This is a genomic window from Leptospira alstonii serovar Sichuan str. 79601 (assembly GCF_000347175.1).
GTDB lineage: Bacteria > Spirochaetota > Leptospiria > Leptospirales > Leptospiraceae > Leptospira > Leptospira alstonii.
Genome location: NZ_ANIK01000026.1, coordinates 1 through 16,997 on the forward strand (window position 1 = coordinate 1; position 16,997 = coordinate 16,997).

Genomic DNA, 16,997 nt, shown 5'->3' on the forward strand with positions numbered 1-16,997 from the left:
AGAGCTCCAAAGAGAGTCCAAGTTCCGGTGCTAAGTCGAATATTCACCCGCTTCATTTTTCGTTTTCCCGGACTGGGCTGATACAAGGTTCGACCGGCCTTCTTACCTAAACGCCTCGTAGCAGAAAGATACTTTCCATACGTTCTCAAAAGTTCGGGAATTTTTCTTGGAAGCGCTTTCACATCTTTTTCGGAAAAACGAATCCACCTTTCTTCCGGAATCAAAAGAGTAACCGTTTCGGAACGATCTTCCCTAAGAGTCGAACTGATTTTAAAATCCGATTGTAGCCACAATGTTCCCATACCGATTACGGTTCTCGGAAAATATGCGATGGATCCGATTTGTGTGAAAAAAAATCAAAAAATAACGAAAAAATCCTCTCAGAACACCTAACGCACATTAATTGAAAAATCGTTTCGAACATTTTCGAACATAAGGAAATTTGTAGGAGCGTACTAGGGGTCAGTGGATAGAGATCAGGGGTCAGGGTTAAATTTTTTCCGTTTTATCCAATGCGAAAGCGATTGAAGCGGAATCAACAAATTGATATAAGGAAAAAATTTGGCTTTTAGCGATCTATCAATTTGTTGATTGGAGCAGAAAGCGCGGTCCAGCTCCAGTTTTTTCCGTACGAAAAAACTGGAGCTGGATTCGCCCAATCTTTAATACGATTGTAACAATGTTTCCGTTTTTACTGTTGTAGAATTTTATAAAGATGAGTTTACTTTTGATTCTATTCTTCGCATTGCCGTAAATAACGCGAGTTCGGCCTAAGAAAGATTGGGTCCATTTCTTACATTGAACTCACGTCGTTTAACGTCCTCATTCCTACAAACAACTCTCTTATCAAACTCGATCAAAGTTACACGAATTATATCAGTTTGTAACTTATACGTAACTCCGAACATTTATCTTTTCCTTAAACCTTCTACGGGTTAACTTCCAAGGAGTTATAAGATGAAATCAACTTTCTTACAAAGAACTTCGCTTTTCATTATAAGCGCGGCTTTATTACTTTCTTCTTTCATAAATTGTAAAGAAGACAAAAACGACAATAGTATGTTGCTACTTCTCGCCCTATTATCGGGAGGAAGTAGCGACGCCGGAGCCGCCGTCTGCGACGGAGCTTCCGTTCAAGGCGGAAACACGGTTCTTTCCGGGAACGTCACTTCCAGTCAAAATCTTCCCGCTTACTCTTCCTCTTCGTTAAGCGGAATCGTAAGAATAAAAAGTGGAGCCACTCTCACCTTTGAAAGAGGTTCCGTAATTTTCGGAACTGCAGGTTCCGCTCTGATTATCGAACAAGGCGCAAAAATCGTAACGAACGGTGACGCAGCCGCACCCGTATGTTTCACTTCTTCTAAAGTTTCCGGAAACAGAGCTCCAGGCGATTGGGGCGGGATTTTGATCGTAGGCGATGGTATCGGTTCCAGAGCCGCCGCACAAAACACGGAAGGTGGAACCGGTCTTCAATACAATAGCGGCGCAAACGACAACGGAAGCTCCGGTAATCTTTCTTATACGATCGTAGAATTTGCAGGAAACGAAGTTTCACCCGGAGACGAGTTGAACGGAATTTCCATGTATGTAGTAGGAAGCGGAACCACTCTGGATCACGTTCAAGTACACAGACATTTGGACGACGGCATCGAGGCCTGGGGCGGAGCTTGGACCGGTAAATATCTTTTGATGACAGGTGGAATGGACGACGACTTAGATTTGGACGAGGCATTCACCGGAAAAGTTCAATTCTTAATCGCTCACAAATATCCTACTAGTTGCGGTGGAACCGCATCCTCCGATCCACACGGGTTTGAAATGGACGGAACCCATAGCGCCGGAACCGCATCCACAACCTCTAAACCCACCACAAACGTAAAACTTTCCAACTTTACTATTCTTGGAAAAAGCGTTTCCAACGGATTTGGAGCAAGACTCAGAGAAGGACTTCAAGGAAAATTTTCGAACGGAGCCATCTACGGATTTCAATCCGGAAATATTGATTGTGTAGCAAATGCAACTCCGGGCGGCCCCGTCACCTCCCCTAGTTTCGCGAACATTTTAGTGGAAGCCTCTAAAGGAAACGGAAACACCGCGGCTTGTACATTACCTACAAACGGCCTCACTTCCGCTCCGGTAACCTCCTTAGGTTCAGGAGATTCGGATAACTGCGAATTTGCGACCAAACCGGATTATCAACCTTCCGGAGAAGCCGCCGCTGCCGCGGGCTCCGCTTTGAGCGCACAATCCTCCGACTCGTTCTTTATCGATAACACCACTTACGGCGGTATGGTTAACGGTTTGAACTGGGCCTTCGGTTGGACCGTTTATAGAGCGAGATAAACTTAAATATTAGGATTCCATAATTAGTGGATCCTAATTAAAAATTTAGAATATGTTTCAGAATCATCAGGACGCGACCCAAAAGAAACTCGACAATATAACTTTTTACGGGATGTCGTATGAAGAAAAAAGCTCGTCGTTAGGCGGCCGTTTTTTTCTTCATACGGACAAAATAAGTCCCGTTCTTTTAATACGGAATAAATTCGTTATTTTTAATATTCTAATATTCATACTTTTATCGACTCCTACGTTTTATTGTAAAAAAGACAACCAAAAACCCGACTTGAATAAGGAACTTACGGACCCGGCGTCGGAGTCGGCTTTGGAAATCCAAAAAAATCAAGAAATTCTAAAGTCTGAAATCAAGAAATCTTATAAGATTCAAAACTCTTCCTCTTCCGTCGAAGAGGCGCTCCAAAAAGCGCTTACGGAGATACGGGATAACCCGAATCGTTCCGACGAACTGCTTCGATATTCGTGCAGCCCGGAAGAAACCAGAAAGATCTATCTCCCGAACAACGCGGATCAAAATAATATAACGGCAAATTCTAAAATAGAAGATTCTATGTATCTGATTCTTTTAAGAAGAACCGCCGGTCTGGATAAAATCAGAAAACATCTTCAAAATACGAAAGGGGCGATAAAAATCCCCCCCTTTCCTAAGCCGCATAACATCCGTAAGCTGATAAACATCAACGGATATATTATCGGCGAATTCGATCTACAAGTAGGATCAAAGACTATCCGAATCGAAGAGATCAAACTCGTTATAGAACATAAAAATCAATTTAAAGTTTGTACATACGGAACATGATGAAAAACAAAACAATCAGTCTATTCTTCCTTTTTTCAATGATGGCAAGTCCGGTCTTCGGGCAAACAACCGGAAAACTAAGCGGAAAGATCGTGGATTCGGAATCCGGAGATCCTGTTTTCGGAACGGTGATCATCGTTCGTTCCATAAAAGCGGCGACTCGAAGCGACTTCGACGGTAAGTACGAATTAAACCTTCCTCCGGGGGAACATACCGTGGAATTTCAGATGATCGGGTTCGCCACTCAATTTAAGAAAATCACGATCGCACCCGGCCTACGGCTTCCCCTAAACGTAGTTATGGGAGCGCAGGTTCTCGATACGGTGGAAGTAAAAGGACGAGGTCTTGAAAATTCGGAATCCGCGTTATTGGCCTTACAAAGAAAAAGCGTCGTCGTCTCCGACGGGATCAGCGAGGAATCGATCAAAAAAAGCCCCGACTCTTCCGCGGGCGACGTTCTTCGAAGAGTTACCGGAATCACTCTCGTGGGCGGTAGATTCATTTTCGTCCGAGGCCTCGGAGAAAGATATTCAAATACCATTTTAAACGATTCCGTAATACCTTCTCCCGAACCGGATAAACGTATCGTTCCTTTGGATTTATTTCCGGCGGGTGTGATCAAAAACATTCGAGTTATTAAAACCGCATCGGCGGAAGACTCGGCGGAATTCTCCGGCGGTATCGTTAAGATCGAAACCAAGGAATATCCGGACACACTTTCTCTTTCCGTTTCTTTGGGAGTGGGAAAGAACACTCAAGTCGCCGGTCATAAATTCAAAACCTTCAACTCCGGCAGCGCCTATAACGACTTCGGCTTGGTTTCCCAAAGACAGGAACTTCCGGATATGATCTCCGGTTTACCGAAAGTGATTCCTTTTGTGGAAGGGGATCGTTTCGGCGGAATTCCGACCGGCCTCGTGAAAGTCGGATCCCTTTCCTTCAGCCAGGAATGGTCTCCAAAAGAAGAGGATTCTCCTTTTAACAAATCCTTCAGCATTTCCGCGGGGAATTCGTTTAAGACGGAAAAATGGGGAAGATTCGGGATCCTTGCGGGAACGACTTATAACAGGAGTTACAATTATCGCGAAGAATCGAACGCGCGTTTTCAAGCTTCCAACCCTATTTCTATTTATTTAAAAGATTCTAATATGTTACGTCCTCTGAACCAAAATAATCTCAAAATTTACGGAGAGGAAGTCCTTTGGGGAAACAACCTGAACCTCGCCTACGAACCGAAAGTCGGACAACAGTTCTTTATAAAAACTTTATATTCGGTTCAATCCGACAAAACCGTTCGAGAGGGAGAAGGCGCAAACTACATAGACAACTTCAACTTCAAATCCGCGAACCTGAATTATATCAGCAGAACCGTCTTCAACAACACGTTGGGCGGCGAACACGAAATCAAAATCAAGGAATTGAGCGCAAGATCCCATAAATTGGAATGGAACGTCAACTACGCGTTAGCCGAAAGAGACGAACCCGACGCTCGGAATCAAGCCTGGTCGCAGGGCGGAACCGATCTTGCAAACGGATATAGAAGACTGGGAAACAACCCCGACGGAACAAGATACTTTTCGAATACGGCGGATACGGTCAGAAGTCAATCTCTCAAATACGAAATCCCGTTCAGCCAATGGGACGGACTACAGAGCAAGTTGAAGTTCGGAGTCAGTAATCTGGATCGATTCAAACATTTCGAATTCAGGGAAATAGCGCAAAGAAACTTCAGCGGAAGCGACCGCGATTCCATCTATCCGATCCCAGGAGAAGTCGTTTACAATCCTTTGACGTACGCAAACGGCAACCGAAAGATGTACGAACGCGCTTCCGGAAACAACGCCTACGACGCTTCTCAAGCTTTAAGGGCCGCCTTTACACAACTGGAAGTTCCGATTCTCGCCAAGTTAAAGACGATCGTCGGAGTCAGATACGAGGATAGTTATCAAAAAACGCAAACCTACGACCTTAAGAACAGTTGGAACGGATTCAACACGAGTTACGGTTGTAAAACGAATTCCGAAGAGGAAAGATTGCTGTTGGTCAGATCCAACGTTTGCGATGTGAATAACGTAGGGATCGGCGAATTGCGAACGAAGGATAAATTACCCTCCTCAAACGTCGTTTGGGAATTTGCAAAAGACATGAACCTCCGATTCGCGTATTCCCAAACGTTGACAAGACCGGATTTAAGGGAACTCTCTCCTTTCGGATTTGCGGCCTATTTTCAAGCGGATAGGACTTTCGGAAACGCAAGCCTTCAAAGAACCTACATTCACAATTACGATGTTAGGTGGGAATACTATATTACGAATACTGATTATATAGGCGCAGGAGCCTTCTTTAAGAATCTTTCGAATCCGATCGAGTTGATCGGTTTGCCCGTGGCGGGAAGCGCGAGTTTGGTTTATAAGTACGCGAACGCCCAACAAGCCACGATACGCGGAATCGAATTGGATTATCGCAAGGAACTTCTTTGGTGGCTTAGGGTCGAAACGAACGTCTTCTTTATCAAATCGAGAGTGGACGTAATCGACTCGAATATCTACGGTTTTATCGCGACGGGTCAAGTGGATCCGATTTCCACTTACGCGGCTTACGCCCCTACTACGTTAAATCGTCCTCTCCAAGGCCAATCCGATTTTGTCGCCAATCTGAAAGTCGACGTATTCGTATCTAAAAGCAAAAAACATAATATAGGATTTTATTATAACTACTTCAGCGACAGAATCGCCCTTGTGGGATCCGACGGAGTTCCCAACGCCATCCAAAAAGGAACCGGTACTTCGGACGTCGTTTATACCTACAAACACAACGATCGTTTGGACTTTAGATCCTCCGTTAGAAACGTTATGAACAGCCAATTCAAAATCACACAAACGGACCCTCTTACGGGACAGGAATACGTGTTTCAAAAATACAGAACGGGATTGGACGTCTCCTTCTCCGCCACTTATAAACTCTAAACGCTCGGATTATCGCGGCGAATTTCTCTTCGCTTCCGCGAAGAGAAACCGCGCTCCCCGCTGCAATCTGCATCGCAACATATTATTTTTTAAGAATATTTTAATTTAATTGTATTCAAAAATTATCTCCCGCAAAACGGACGTTGCGAAGCAGGATTTTCGCTAGGATCGCTTTCGCGGTAGTATGCCCCATTTTATCCGTTTCCGATCCTTGAAAATCTCAAATCCGTAATCCTTTTGTAATTATCCGGTAACAAATCGAAAGTATATTACGGAAACATTTGAATCGGAGACGTCGATGAAATTTTCCTCGGTAAAAAAAGAATTAAAACGGGCGATGGCCGCGCTGATCCTCTCGGGACTCGTTTCCCTTTTCGCATCGGCATTATTTGCACAAGACAAAGTTTCGGAACCGACCAAGACGGAAACAACCGCTCCCAAATCCGAAACGACAAAAGCGGTAACGTCCTCTCCCGCAACCGAAGAGACAACTCAGGCGCCCTCTTCCGACAAGGCCGACAAAAGTTGGGGATTTGTGGATCTCTTTTTACTCGGCAGCTGGACGATGTATCCGTTGGCTCTTTCCTCGATCATCGCAATGGGAATCATCTTCGAAAGAATTTATTTCTTAGCGACCGCAAAACTTCTTTCCAAAGGTTATAATATCGATTTGGGAGAAACCATGGACGCGAAGGGTTTGGATTCGGTTCGGAGTTTTCTCGACGAAAGGAAAGAATACAAAATCACTCAGGTTTTAGCGGGCGGGATCGACGTATCTTCCGGAGACGCGGAAATTTTCGCGAAAGGCGTGGAAAGGGAAGCCGCGGAAGTGATTACGGTTTTGGAAAGAGGACTCGTAATTCTTGCGGCGGTTTCCACGATCGCTCCTCTGATCGGATTTTTAGGAACGGTCTCGGGGATGATCAACGCGTTCGACGCGATCGCAAACGCGGATCAAGTAAACGCAAAAGTGGTTGCGGGCGGTATTAAAGAAGCGTTGATTACGACCGCGGCGGGTTTGATCGTTGCGATTCCCGCAATGACTTTTCATCAATATCTGACTTCCAGAATCGACGGTTTTACTTCCGAAATCGAGGAAGCGGCCAACAGAATCTATAAGGAATTCTTAAAACGGAATTCTCAAAAAGTATAATCGCTTTTTTGCATGCAGGTATCCTTATGATCCGAATCAAAAAGAAACGCGCTTTAGAGGAAATATCCGCATCCTCGATGTCGGATATCGCGTTCCTCTTATTGGTGTTTTTTATGGTGACCGCGGTATTCTTCGTTAAAGAAGGATTGAACGTTCAACTTCCCAGAAAAAACTCCAATCCCACTTTGATCCTTCGAGAAAACGTCTACGAGATCTTGATCGCGGGCGACTTGGTTAAGATGAAGAACAAATCCGTCGGAACCAAGGATTATAGAAACCTAATCGATTTCAGGGAACAACTTGGTCTGATGGAAATTCCCGACATAGAAAACAAAGTCGCATTGATAAAAACCACCGGAGAAACGAAATACGGCAATATGTTGGAAGCGTTATCCGCCGTTCAAATCCGAGGATTTAAACAGATCTCCGTAAAAAGGTTGAAGTGAATATGAGTTTAAAGAAGAAAAAAAATCCGCCTTCGATTCCGGTCAGTTCGATGGCCGATATCGCCTTTTTACTTTTGGTTTTTTTTATGGTCACTTCCGTTCTGGATACCGACCCCGATTTACCGATCTCTCTTCCGGACGTTTCCGGCGGGGAACAGTTGAATAAGAAAATAGCGAATTTATATCTCAGCGCCGACAAGGATAAAACGGTCTACTTCAATCAGGTTCGAATGCCCTTGAATCAAGCGATCAATAACGTGAGAGCCAAACTCGCGACGACCCCCGATCTTAAAGTTTTAATTCACGCGGATAAGGATTTGCCTTATGCCGAACTGGACAACACCTTCGAACTGTTAAAGGAAGCAGGCGCCTTGAAAATATCGCTCGTCACGAAAACCACACAAGGCGGAGGTCTTTGACCGATGGGACAAACCGACGTCGTTCAAAAAGGAAAACTCCGAAAACGGATCGATCGATATCGGATGGAATTCTTTCTATCCGTTTCGTTTTTTCTTCAAATATTCGTTCTGTTTTTTTGGTACACACCTTCCATCGAATTCAATCGATTGGATCGGCTCGTGGACGAGGTCGCCTTTGTGGACAATTTAGTCATACAAGAACCTAACGCCGGTGAGGCGGTCGACGACGGAGAGTTCGAAGCGACCGATACGATTAAAAAAAAAGAAGATCCGAGAATTGCGGGAGCGCAAGACGCGATCATTTCCGGAGCGACTGCTCCCGTGGACTTGACTCCGAATATCACACCCGACTATCCCTCGGAGGCAAGATCGGCTGGTATCGCGGGAACTTCGACTCTCGAGGTCATCATCGCCGAGAACGGACAAGTGTTAAGAGTTCGGTCCGTGGGAAAACCTCTGGGCTTCGGCTTGGACGAAGCGGCGATCGACGCGTTCTATAAAAAAAGATATTCTCCTTCCGTTTTGGATGGAAAGCCGATCACCGTAAAGGTACTCATTCCGGTTCGATTCAGTCTTTATTGATATATTTAAGGTTGTTTCTTCATCCATTCCGTAAGTATCTTACGTTTAAGAGAAAAATCATGATAAGGATTCTCCAAGGCAATACGAGGATAGTATAAATACTCTTTTCCGCGAGAATATCGTTTCACGGCTAAGTCCGTTTTAGCTCCGTACTTCAATAATAATCGCAATGAATTTATGGATGCTTCTTTAGGGTCCTCTAAACAAAGAATCAAAAAAGTATCTTCTTCAATCCCATCGATCCAGCGATCGTTAATCAATAGGTTTTTTTTAAATCCATAGATCCGATTCGGGTCCAGTCCCGTTTGTAATAATTTTTCAAGTATCTTAGGAGAACGAAGCGTCGTAAGAATCATATTTCGATCGGATGCAAAATAGATTCCGAAATCGGAAACATGTTTTCCTAGAAACTGTACGGAATCAGGATTATCATCTACCGCTTTTTTAAATAAATTTCCAATAGAGATCTTTGTTTCTTTCGGAAACTCCTGAAACGCTTTTTCCAAAGCAGAGTGATTATAAGAGAGAACTCCGGATGAAATTGCTTCTTTCCAAACGGGATCCAAACTATTTTTCAAATTGGGAAAATCCCTACGAATCATTCCATCCAGTTCCAATAAAATTCGAATTTGATTCTTCCAAAATTCTTGATTCGTTTTCGGAAGTCCTAAGCTTGAACGGGTTTCAAAAGATTCAAAAGGACTTTGAGAACTAGGGCTTCTAACAAAATAGGAGAAGCGCTGCTTATCGTATTCCTGCTCCGAATAGAAAGTGGCAATCTCCTGGAACAAAATAGCGACGTCCTTTTTATCCGAAAATTCACGTAAAATTTTCTTTAAAACGTCCGGATTCCGAATGAAGTCCCCTTTAGAAAAATAATTTCTCCATACGATTTCAAAATACTTTCCCCATAAAATTTTGCCATACGCAGATTTTAATTCCGGATGTTCTCTGAATTGTTCATAGATTATGCCTACGATTTCAATGTGTTGTTTCAATTGCAGTTCAGGGTCTATATTACCGTTAGACGAAACCGACATTAGATATTCTAAATCTTTATTGAGAGTAATTCCTTCCTTTTGTAAATTCCGAATGTTTCCTTCCAAACGTGAAATGGACCTTAGCAACTCTTCATATTCGCGTCTAACGTCCGCGTCATCCAAAGTCAAACTTAGAATGTCGTTCGAAGAATTCTTTGCTATAAAAGTATAAAGTCGCTCTTTCCATTTTTTATAATACCATTCTTTAGACCCGGGTCTGCCGGATTCCACATATAAGTAATAAGGAAAAGATACGGGCAAAAGAATGGTATCGAACACTAGGGTAAAAGGAAGGTCGATTAGAATCAATACGTTCCAAAAACTTTTTGAAAACGGCTTAGGGGGATGTGTCTCCCAGATATAACGTTCCAAAGCGAGCGCCGCCCCGGAATACGGATAAATTTTCTCTTTTCCCTCAAAAGTATGTACAATAGCAGCCGTAGTATTACAACTCAATTGTAATACAATTAACACCGATACGATGATCCTAAAAACCATAAAAGAACCGATTCAATCCTATATTAAAAAAATGAAATACGCCTAATCGAAAAACCCAGGAGGAATTTAAAATACGAAAAACCGAACCACTTAAAGTTCGTCCGCCAATTGTTTCTTTATTGCCGCACGCAGACGAGCTTTCTGGAAACGTTACAATTCGAAGTGAACAGGTCCGCAATCGACACGTCGGAAAGAGCGTTCCCGGACCCGAACTGCGCGTTGTCTCCGGCCGCGACACTCGTCCAATTCAAACAATTCACGCTGGAGGTCCAATCGGCTTCGACACCGGTCCACCAAGTCGTAGCCGCGTTTGAATCGATCGACGTCAGTAAACCCGGGACCGGAAAAACCACAATCCCCGCGGAGTTGGTCGTAAACGCTTTTACGGGCGAAGAGACCGCGCCCTTATAATAGTCCTGATTGGGTAAAAGAACCCAGTTCGCATTTTCCGCTCTATTCGTACAATTAGGCGTCGCATTACAAGCTCTGCGTAAGGGAGCACCCGTGGAAGCGATCATCGCCTTATAGTCCGTTCCGGTTCCCGGCAAAGAAACAAAGTTCGTATTCTTTTCATTGGCGCAAATATTATCGGCTCCCGCCACGGTTCCCGCACCCAATTGTCCCATCGTTCCGGCGACGGTTACGAAAATATATTTAAGTTCGAGATTCGGATCGGAAGTTTGTTCGGTTTTGTCCGAACCCAAAAGCGCCAAAAACAAAAGGTTCGGATTCAGATCGGGGAACGGGGTCGAACAACGTGTCAGAAAAAAAACGCAGATCAAAAAAGAATATGTCATTTTTTGAATGTGTTTTGCCGAATTAAAGACGGTCCTTTCGCCGTTCCCGATCGAACGGATTTTTTGTAAAAAATCGACTTCTTTGAAAATCATTCGAACTCCTTCCGAAAACTGATTTCGATTCTTCCCAAAGAGTTCGGTTGTAATAGATTCGGGTAATTCCATCTGGAAACACCTTCCGGTTTTGATTCTATCAAAACGGCGGTGGAATGAAAAGAGCGTTTTTCCAACCATACGTTTAAGCCGTAACTCAAAAGGGCCAAGACGCCTATGCTCGTTTGATTACTTTGATGTCTATCGTATTCCTTTTTGTCGTCCTCCCTTTTTTGCAGGAAATAAATCGATACCGGAGCGGGCGTCGTCAAGGCGACTAACGTTAAAAAGGAAGGATCGTTCCCGGCAGATTGGGAGAGGGAATTTCCTGCGACCCTTTCCGCGTTACCCGCAACCGCCAAAGCTCCGAACCATAAAAAAATCAGGGAGGCCTTCGTATATTCCTTTCTTTCGATCGGAAGCAAACCGGGAACCCAAACCTTCCAAGTGGAAACTCCGTCCACCGCCCGTTTTTTTTCGGCTTCCACCATACTCTTCGGCCTGTCTTGTTCCACGAGAAAAGAGGACCACTGACTCCAAGAGGAAGGTTTTCCGAAACGGTTGAGCGCAGAGATTCTAAATTCGTATTCTCCCGCCGGAATCAAAAATTCCAAACTGCTCGTAACCGTTTTCTCTTCGGCAACGAGAGTTTCCGGCTCGGAAACCTTTCGTACTTCGACCTTATATCCGTGACTGCCCTTTACTTCGTTCCACTCGATGTAATAGGTGTATTTTCTATCTTCTGAATATGCAGAATAGCTAATAAATAAACAAAGTAGAATCGTGAATTTTATAACTGCGGATCTCAATCTATCATTCTCCTTTTTTACCGGTTGTTTTCGTTTCCGGAGCGGCCAAGTCCTCTCGCAGTACGATCTTAAAATCCGCCTTGGTTTGATTGGACCGGTTTCCTTCCTGAATCAAGGCCCAGTAAAATTTACCGACGTCCAAAACTCCGAGATCCGTCAAACGAAAGGATTCTCCGCTTACGGATCGTTTGAGTATGGATTCTCCTTTTTCTCCGTACAAATTTAGACTCCATTTTTCCGCTTTGGAATTTACGTTGTGTTTCCATCGAAATACGATCGAATTCCGTCCGGTCATGTCTACGGTTCTTCCTTGGATCGGATACAACAACGTGGGAGTGAGTTCGATTTTGTTTTCGGAGTTATCTTTTTTGGAGACATTCTCTTCCTGTGGGCGTTGCGACGAAGTGAATTCGTTCTTTGCGGTTTCGGGAGCCACATTTCGAACCGAATCCAAATTCTCCACTTGAAAGGATCTCGCCTCCGATACGGATAAAGCTCCCGGCAAATTCGAAAACGCCTTCACCCTCCAGTGGTATTTTCCGCCGGACAAAGGAATCGAGATCGAAGTTTTAAAAACAGTAAGTTGTCTGAGTTCCGACTTAAAATCGGCGGACTGCGAAATTTCCAAGATATAACCGGTCGCTAAGGCGGAAGGTTTCCAGCGAAAGGATTGTAAAGCCGATCCTTCCAGAGTCGTATTCTTTAACGGAAAAAGAAGGGCCACCGGAGGATTGGGAAGAATTCTGAACTTACGAACTTCCGAGACTTTTTTCTTATCCGCCGAAACGAGCCTCCAATAATAAATCCCTTCCGGAAAATTCGCGTCCGTCGATTCTCCCTTAAATTCTTTTTTAAAAATCAAAGGAGCAAAACTTCGGTTTAACGAAACTTCCAATAATCCGACTAAAAAAGGCGAATCCGATTTCCAACGAAATCCGATTTTGGCTTCCGCCGTTTCCGGAAAAATTCGATGATTGTCGTTCGGTTCCAATAATTTCCACTCCTCCCGGATCGGAGACAAGGTATCGTTCCCTATTCTGGCCCTTTCCCCTTCCTTGATTTTCGCTTCCGCGCCGTTAGCGCCCAACCATTTTAGATTTCCCTTTACCGATTCCACCAAGTTTTCCCCGCTCGCCTCCTCCCGCGTTATGCGAAACAGGCTCGGCTCGTTTGAGGACTTTAAGGTCGTTTTATCCGAAATCAAATTCACGGGTTTATCGGATTGCACTTTTACCGAGCCCTCTTCGAGTTTCAAAAGTTCCTCTTCTTCCCTGAGATGGATCACGATCATGGATCTTGGATCCAATTCGAATTTGGTTCCGGACTTCAAAGTCACGACCGCCTCCGAAAGTTCGTCGGTTCTAACGGAGTCTTGATTGAAAATCGGAAAATTCTGTTCCACATCCTGCCAGATCATATGATCCGAAAGTTTTCTTTGAGCGGTTCTGTATTTGAAAGTGATGTTCCCTACGATTTCCTTTTTTCCTTCCCCGAAATCGACCGCACCTTCCTTCCAAAAAAGAAAAAGAGAAACGCCTAAGGCAAACAGGGACAATATCCCAACGTGAATCTCCCTTTTAAATTTCGAATATACGTTCATGCCAAGGACCGGGAAGGGCTCTCCGGATCGGGTATTCCGCATAACGCGCGTAATTCTTCCAACGATTTGGGACAATCCTGATCGTCCTTCCAACCTAACACCGCGTAAACGATTTGCGGTTTTTCTTTCCCTCGGATCCAAACGGGAGGAAGTTTCACAAAATTAAAATGATCCTTACCCTGCAGATAAGTGCTTTCGGAAATTAGAATGTCGGTTCCGAACTCCTTATTCAAGTATTCCACCCTCGAAGCGAGATTGACAGTATCTCCGATCACGGTGAATTCCAGCTTCTTCTCGGAGCCGATCTGCCCCACGATCACGGGGCCCGAATTGACACCGCAGCCGAAACGTGTAAAGGGGCGTCCGATCTCTTTCCCTTGCCGGTTGAATTCGATGAGCGCTCTTCGCATTAATAAAGCGGCGTTGATCGCGTTTTTCGCCTCGTTTCCGTCGTGTACAAGCGCGCCCCAATGAGCCATCACGGCGTCTCCGATGAATTTATCCACGATCCCTTGCGTAAGATGAATACATTCCACCATTTCGGTAAAGTATTGGTTTAAAAATTCGACCACCTCTTCCGGTTTCATCTTTTCGGACATTCCCGTAAAGTTTCTAAGATCGGAAAAAAACACGGTAACTTCCCGATTTTCTCCGCCCAACTTCAGATCGGAAGATAACGCGCGTTCGGCGATCTCCTTGTTGACGAATTTACCGAAGGTGCTTTTGATTTTTTCCCTTTCTTCCAGTCCTCTCGCCATTCTTAAAAACGAATTGGTAAGGACCCCGACTTCGTCGTGTGTCGTGGGGCGAATGTCCACGGCGTAATTTCCCTGTTCCACCTTCCTGGTGGCGGAAAGAAGTTGAATGATCGGAATCGTAAGCGTCCTTGAAAAAACGAATACTACGAAAAAAGCGACGGACAAAACCGAAATCATAATCAATAGATTTTGTCTGCGGATTTTATAAACCGCTTCGAAAGCGACATCGGCGTCTAACGTGAAAATGATTCCCAAACCTCCCACTTCGAGTTGTTGATAAGAACCTAAAACCTCCCGGCCTTCGAAATCGAATCTTTGCGATCCGTTATCGGAAGGGCTGCGAAGCATATTCTCCACAAGAGGATGTTTTTTATAATCCTTCCCCGAGACGGCTTCCTTATCGTTCGAATGAGCGATTAGGTTTCCGGAAGAATCCACGACGATCATCTGAAAAAAATCGGTTTGTCTCACCGCAAGAAAAGAATCCAAAAACTCCGAGGCCGAAAAAACCAAACCGGAAATTTCATCCCCGACCGGAAGTAAAACCGCCACTGCGGGAAAACCGAACTCGGAAGAAACATTCAATACTTCTAATGTTCCTGACAGACGGGAAGACGCCTTTTCCAAAGCGGTTTTTAAGGTTGTCGGATCGGGAACCACCGAATTCGTTTTTAAAAATCTCAAATTCCAAAAAAGAGAATCGATTTCCCGGACGGAATCCCTGCTTTTGAACCGAACGTATGCGACCGCGTTGGAGTTGGCCCGAAAGAATTTTTCGGAATCGGCGGGACGAAAGTCCTGGATTTTCCGGGTTGTTTCCTTCAGTTGTCCGCTCAATTGAAGTCCGGTCATACGCGCGAGGGAAAGATTGTATTCCTGGATGAGAATCTCGCTGTACTTTCTGAAAAAAAACGTGGCCATAGTAATCATCAGACTCATGCTGAGCATGATGATCGCGGAGACGATGGAGAGAAGTTTAACTCGAATCGTAAACCGGGACGGACGAAACGGCTCGAATTCGCGGCTCAAATCCAAGTGCTTAAGAAAATTATGATATTTTGATTCGATTTCGGAGACCTTTCCGCGTCCGACCCAGACAAGACAGGAGGAAGTAGCGGAAAGATTCTTTAAAAAATGAAAGAATTTTTCGGAAGACTCGCCCGCTCCCGAAAGGATTTTATCGCTGTTCGCGGAAGAGATCGAAAAACCCCCGTGTTTAAGATCCCGGACGAGTTTTAAAAAGTTATCTGATTTTTTGAGGGACTCCGCTTCTTTTCCCGGAAGACAAAAAACGATCTCTCGAATTCCAAGCGCGAGTTTTTCCGAAATCAAACTTCGGACGATCCAATCCGGATCCTGCGAATCGGAGTGAAGATTCGGCAATTCTTCCCAACGAATCGGTTTATCATTTTTACTCTTGGATCGATCGAGCAGGTTGGACATCCGTTCCCGTTCTCCTTAGATCTGGAGTAGAATAAGGACGTTTTTTCTCCTGTCATCCTAAAATCGAAAATTTAAACGGAAGAATCGTACCGAGGCGACGATTTGAACGAAAATCGACACAAACAAGACTTGGAATTTGGAAACGTTACATCGAAATGAAACGAACGATTTGCTCTTGCACGATATCGATTTGAATAAAAACTGATTCCCATGGATTGGAACGAAATTCAAAGCCGGTTCTCCCAAGATTTCCTTTTAGAATTGGGAACCGCAACGGGGATCTTTTTTTTCGTATTATTGATCGGTTATATACTCGGGGACAGAATCGTTCCGAAATTGTCGGACGTTTTATTTAGGAATCAAATCCGAAATTTACATCCGATTTACAAGGCGGGAAGAAAAATCATTCGTTTGTTATTCTTTCTGCTCGCTTCTTTTTTGTTTCTCAAAGTCCTAAAACTTTCGTCGATTTTCGGAGAATCCGTCTTTTTGGGTTTTAAAATTCTTTCGATCGTCCTTTTGACATTCGCACTCGTTCGTCTTTTTTCGGCCGTGTTCGAAACATATTCCGAAAAAACGGAGGGGCTGATCCCTTCCGCCTCGATCATCGGCAACGCGATCCGAATCATTTTATTTGCGATCGGAGTTTTGTTGATCCTTCAATCTCTCGGAATTTCGATCGCGCCTATCTTGGGAGCCCTCGGGGTCGGAGGACTTGCGGTCGCTCTCGGTTTACAACCCACTCTTTCCAATCTGTTTTCGGGTTTAAGCATTCTACTCGGTAAACAACTCAAAAAAGGGGACTACGTTCGATTGCAAGGAGACGGATTGGAAGGTCGCGTTCAAGACATCACTTGGAGGAGTACTACGATTCGAAAATACGACGATAAAACGATCGTGGTTCCCAACTCGGTTATGTCTTCCTCCGTGTTCACGAACTTCGATTTACACTCTAAGGAGTTTTCGATTCGGATTACGGCCGCAGTCGCTTATCAAAACGATTTGGAAAAGGTGGAAATTCTTTCGGTGCAGATCGGAAAAGAAGTATTAAAAAAGTTTTATAAATCCGAAGAAGTCAAGGAGGTTTCCTTCGTTTATCAAAAGTTCGGAGAAGGTTTTATCCAATTCGAAATCGACCTTCCCTACCGCGAGTTTTCGGATCAATTTCCGATCAAACACGAGTTTATCAAACGATTGCATTCTCGTTTTCTAAAAGAGGGAATCGAACTCGGATAA

14 protein-coding genes are annotated in these 16,997 nt (G+C 44.3%); 8 read left to right on the forward strand and 6 right to left on the reverse strand.

Features of this window, described 5'->3' with window-relative positions:
* Positions 1-302 (reverse strand): DUF1564 family protein (locus LEP1GSC194_RS05305; protein ID WP_020772647.1); only part of this gene is annotated, 302 nt, incomplete at its 3' end.
* Positions 303-957: 655 nt separating this feature from the next.
* Between LEP1GSC194_RS05305 and lipL48 the strand changes: the two genes are divergently transcribed.
* The 7 genes from lipL48 to LEP1GSC194_RS05345 all read left to right on the forward strand — a co-directional run bounded on the left by lipL48 (position 958) and on the right by LEP1GSC194_RS05345 (position 8,723).
* Positions 958-2,343, forward strand: coding sequence for an oxidative stress response protein LipL48 (gene lipL48 / locus LEP1GSC194_RS05315; RefSeq protein ID WP_017808860.1), 1,386 nt, complete (start codon positions 958-960; stop codon positions 2,341-2,343).
* Between the two features lie 112 nt (positions 2,344-2,455).
* Positions 2,456-3,157: an LA3241 family PerA/PerB upregulated protein gene (locus tag LEP1GSC194_RS05320; protein WP_051185247.1), complete on the forward strand. Its 702-nt coding sequence runs from the start codon at positions 2,456-2,458 to the stop codon at positions 3,155-3,157.
* Positions 3,157-6,123, forward strand: coding sequence for a TonB-dependent receptor (locus tag LEP1GSC194_RS05325; RefSeq protein WP_020772665.1), 2,967 nt, complete (start codon positions 3,157-3,159; stop codon positions 6,121-6,123). Before LEP1GSC194_RS05320 ends, LEP1GSC194_RS05325 begins: the two co-directional genes overlap by 1 nt.
* A 298-nt stretch (positions 6,124-6,421) precedes the next feature.
* Positions 6,422-7,276, forward strand: a complete 855-nt coding sequence (locus tag LEP1GSC194_RS05330; protein WP_020772650.1) for a MotA/TolQ/ExbB proton channel family protein — start codon at positions 6,422-6,424, stop codon at positions 7,274-7,276.
* Positions 7,277-7,302: 26 nt separating this feature from the next.
* On the forward strand, positions 7,303-7,722 hold the full coding sequence (locus LEP1GSC194_RS05335; RefSeq protein WP_020772653.1) for an ExbD/TolR family protein: 420 nt from the start codon (positions 7,303-7,305) through the stop codon (positions 7,720-7,722).
* A 2-nt stretch (positions 7,723-7,724) separates the two neighbouring features.
* Positions 7,725-8,141 (forward strand): ExbD/TolR family protein, encoded by a 417-nt coding sequence (locus LEP1GSC194_RS05340; RefSeq protein ID WP_020772654.1) that lies wholly within the window; start codon positions 7,725-7,727, stop codon positions 8,139-8,141.
* A 3-nt stretch (positions 8,142-8,144) separates the two neighbouring features.
* Positions 8,145-8,723, forward strand: a complete 579-nt coding sequence (locus LEP1GSC194_RS05345; RefSeq protein WP_020772676.1) for an energy transducer TonB — start codon at positions 8,145-8,147, stop codon at positions 8,721-8,723.
* 5 nt (positions 8,724-8,728) lie between these two features.
* On the opposite strand, the gene LEP1GSC194_RS05350 is transcribed toward LEP1GSC194_RS05345, so the two are convergent.
* The 5 genes from LEP1GSC194_RS05350 to LEP1GSC194_RS05370 all read right to left on the reverse strand — a co-directional run bounded on the left by LEP1GSC194_RS05350 (position 8,729) and on the right by LEP1GSC194_RS05370 (position 15,752).
* Entirely contained in the window at positions 8,729-10,261 is a 1,533-nt protein-coding gene (locus LEP1GSC194_RS05350; protein WP_020772679.1) for a YceK/YidQ family lipoprotein, read from the reverse strand.
* Positions 10,262-10,377: 116 nt separating this feature from the next.
* Positions 10,378-11,151 (reverse strand): DUF1554 domain-containing protein, encoded by a 774-nt coding sequence (locus LEP1GSC194_RS05355; protein ID WP_020772666.1) that lies wholly within the window; start codon positions 11,149-11,151, stop codon positions 10,378-10,380.
* Positions 11,148-11,960: a fibronectin type III domain-containing protein gene (locus LEP1GSC194_RS05360; protein WP_017808110.1), complete on the reverse strand. Its 813-nt coding sequence runs from the start codon at positions 11,958-11,960 to the stop codon at positions 11,148-11,150. The genes LEP1GSC194_RS05355 and LEP1GSC194_RS05360 overlap by 4 nt, the downstream gene beginning before the upstream one ends.
* Before the next feature lie 4 nt (positions 11,961-11,964).
* Positions 11,965-13,560 (reverse strand): hypothetical protein, encoded by a 1,596-nt coding sequence (locus tag LEP1GSC194_RS05365; RefSeq protein WP_021064413.1) that lies wholly within the window; start codon positions 13,558-13,560, stop codon positions 11,965-11,967.
* On the reverse strand, positions 13,557-15,752 hold the full coding sequence (locus LEP1GSC194_RS05370; protein ID WP_036041513.1) for an adenylate/guanylate cyclase domain-containing protein: 2,196 nt from the start codon (positions 15,750-15,752) through the stop codon (positions 13,557-13,559). Before LEP1GSC194_RS05370 ends, LEP1GSC194_RS05365 begins: the two co-directional genes overlap by 4 nt.
* A 219-nt stretch (positions 15,753-15,971) precedes the next feature.
* Here LEP1GSC194_RS05370 and LEP1GSC194_RS05375 point away from each other — a divergent pair, with 219 nt between their 5' ends.
* A complete protein-coding gene (locus LEP1GSC194_RS05375; RefSeq protein ID WP_020772701.1) occupies positions 15,972-16,997 on the forward strand; it encodes a mechanosensitive ion channel family protein in 1,026 nt (341 codons plus the stop codon).

Excerpts from the sequence above, each read along its gene's own strand:
- LEP1GSC194_RS05355 (WP_020772666.1), bottom strand. The coding sequence starts at position 11,151 with ATGATTTTCAAAGAAGTCGATTTTTTACAAAAAATCCGTTCGATCGGG.
- LEP1GSC194_RS05330 (WP_020772650.1), top strand. The coding sequence starts at position 6,422 with ATGAAATTTTCCTCGGTAAAAAAAGAATTAAAACGGGCGATGGCCGCG.
- LEP1GSC194_RS05335 (WP_020772653.1), top strand. The coding sequence starts at position 7,303 with ATGATCCGAATCAAAAAGAAACGCGCTTTAGAGGAAATATCCGCATCC.
- LEP1GSC194_RS05340 (WP_020772654.1), top strand. The coding sequence starts at position 7,725 with ATGAGTTTAAAGAAGAAAAAAAATCCGCCTTCGATTCCGGTCAGTTCG.
- LEP1GSC194_RS05350 (WP_020772679.1), bottom strand. The coding sequence starts at position 10,261 with ATGGTTTTTAGGATCATCGTATCGGTGTTAATTGTATTACAATTGAGT.
- LEP1GSC194_RS05320 (WP_051185247.1), top strand. The coding sequence starts at position 2,456 with ATGTCGTATGAAGAAAAAAGCTCGTCGTTAGGCGGCCGTTTTTTTCTT.
- LEP1GSC194_RS05375 (WP_020772701.1), top strand. The coding sequence starts at position 15,972 with ATGGATTGGAACGAAATTCAAAGCCGGTTCTCCCAAGATTTCCTTTTA.
- LEP1GSC194_RS05365 (WP_021064413.1), bottom strand. The coding sequence starts at position 13,560 with ATGAACGTATATTCGAAATTTAAAAGGGAGATTCACGTTGGGATATTG.
- LEP1GSC194_RS05345 (WP_020772676.1), top strand. The coding sequence starts at position 8,145 with ATGGGACAAACCGACGTCGTTCAAAAAGGAAAACTCCGAAAACGGATC.
- lipL48 (WP_017808860.1), top strand. The coding sequence starts at position 958 with ATGAAATCAACTTTCTTACAAAGAACTTCGCTTTTCATTATAAGCGCG.
- LEP1GSC194_RS05325 (WP_020772665.1), top strand. The coding sequence starts at position 3,157 with ATGAAAAACAAAACAATCAGTCTATTCTTCCTTTTTTCAATGATGGCA.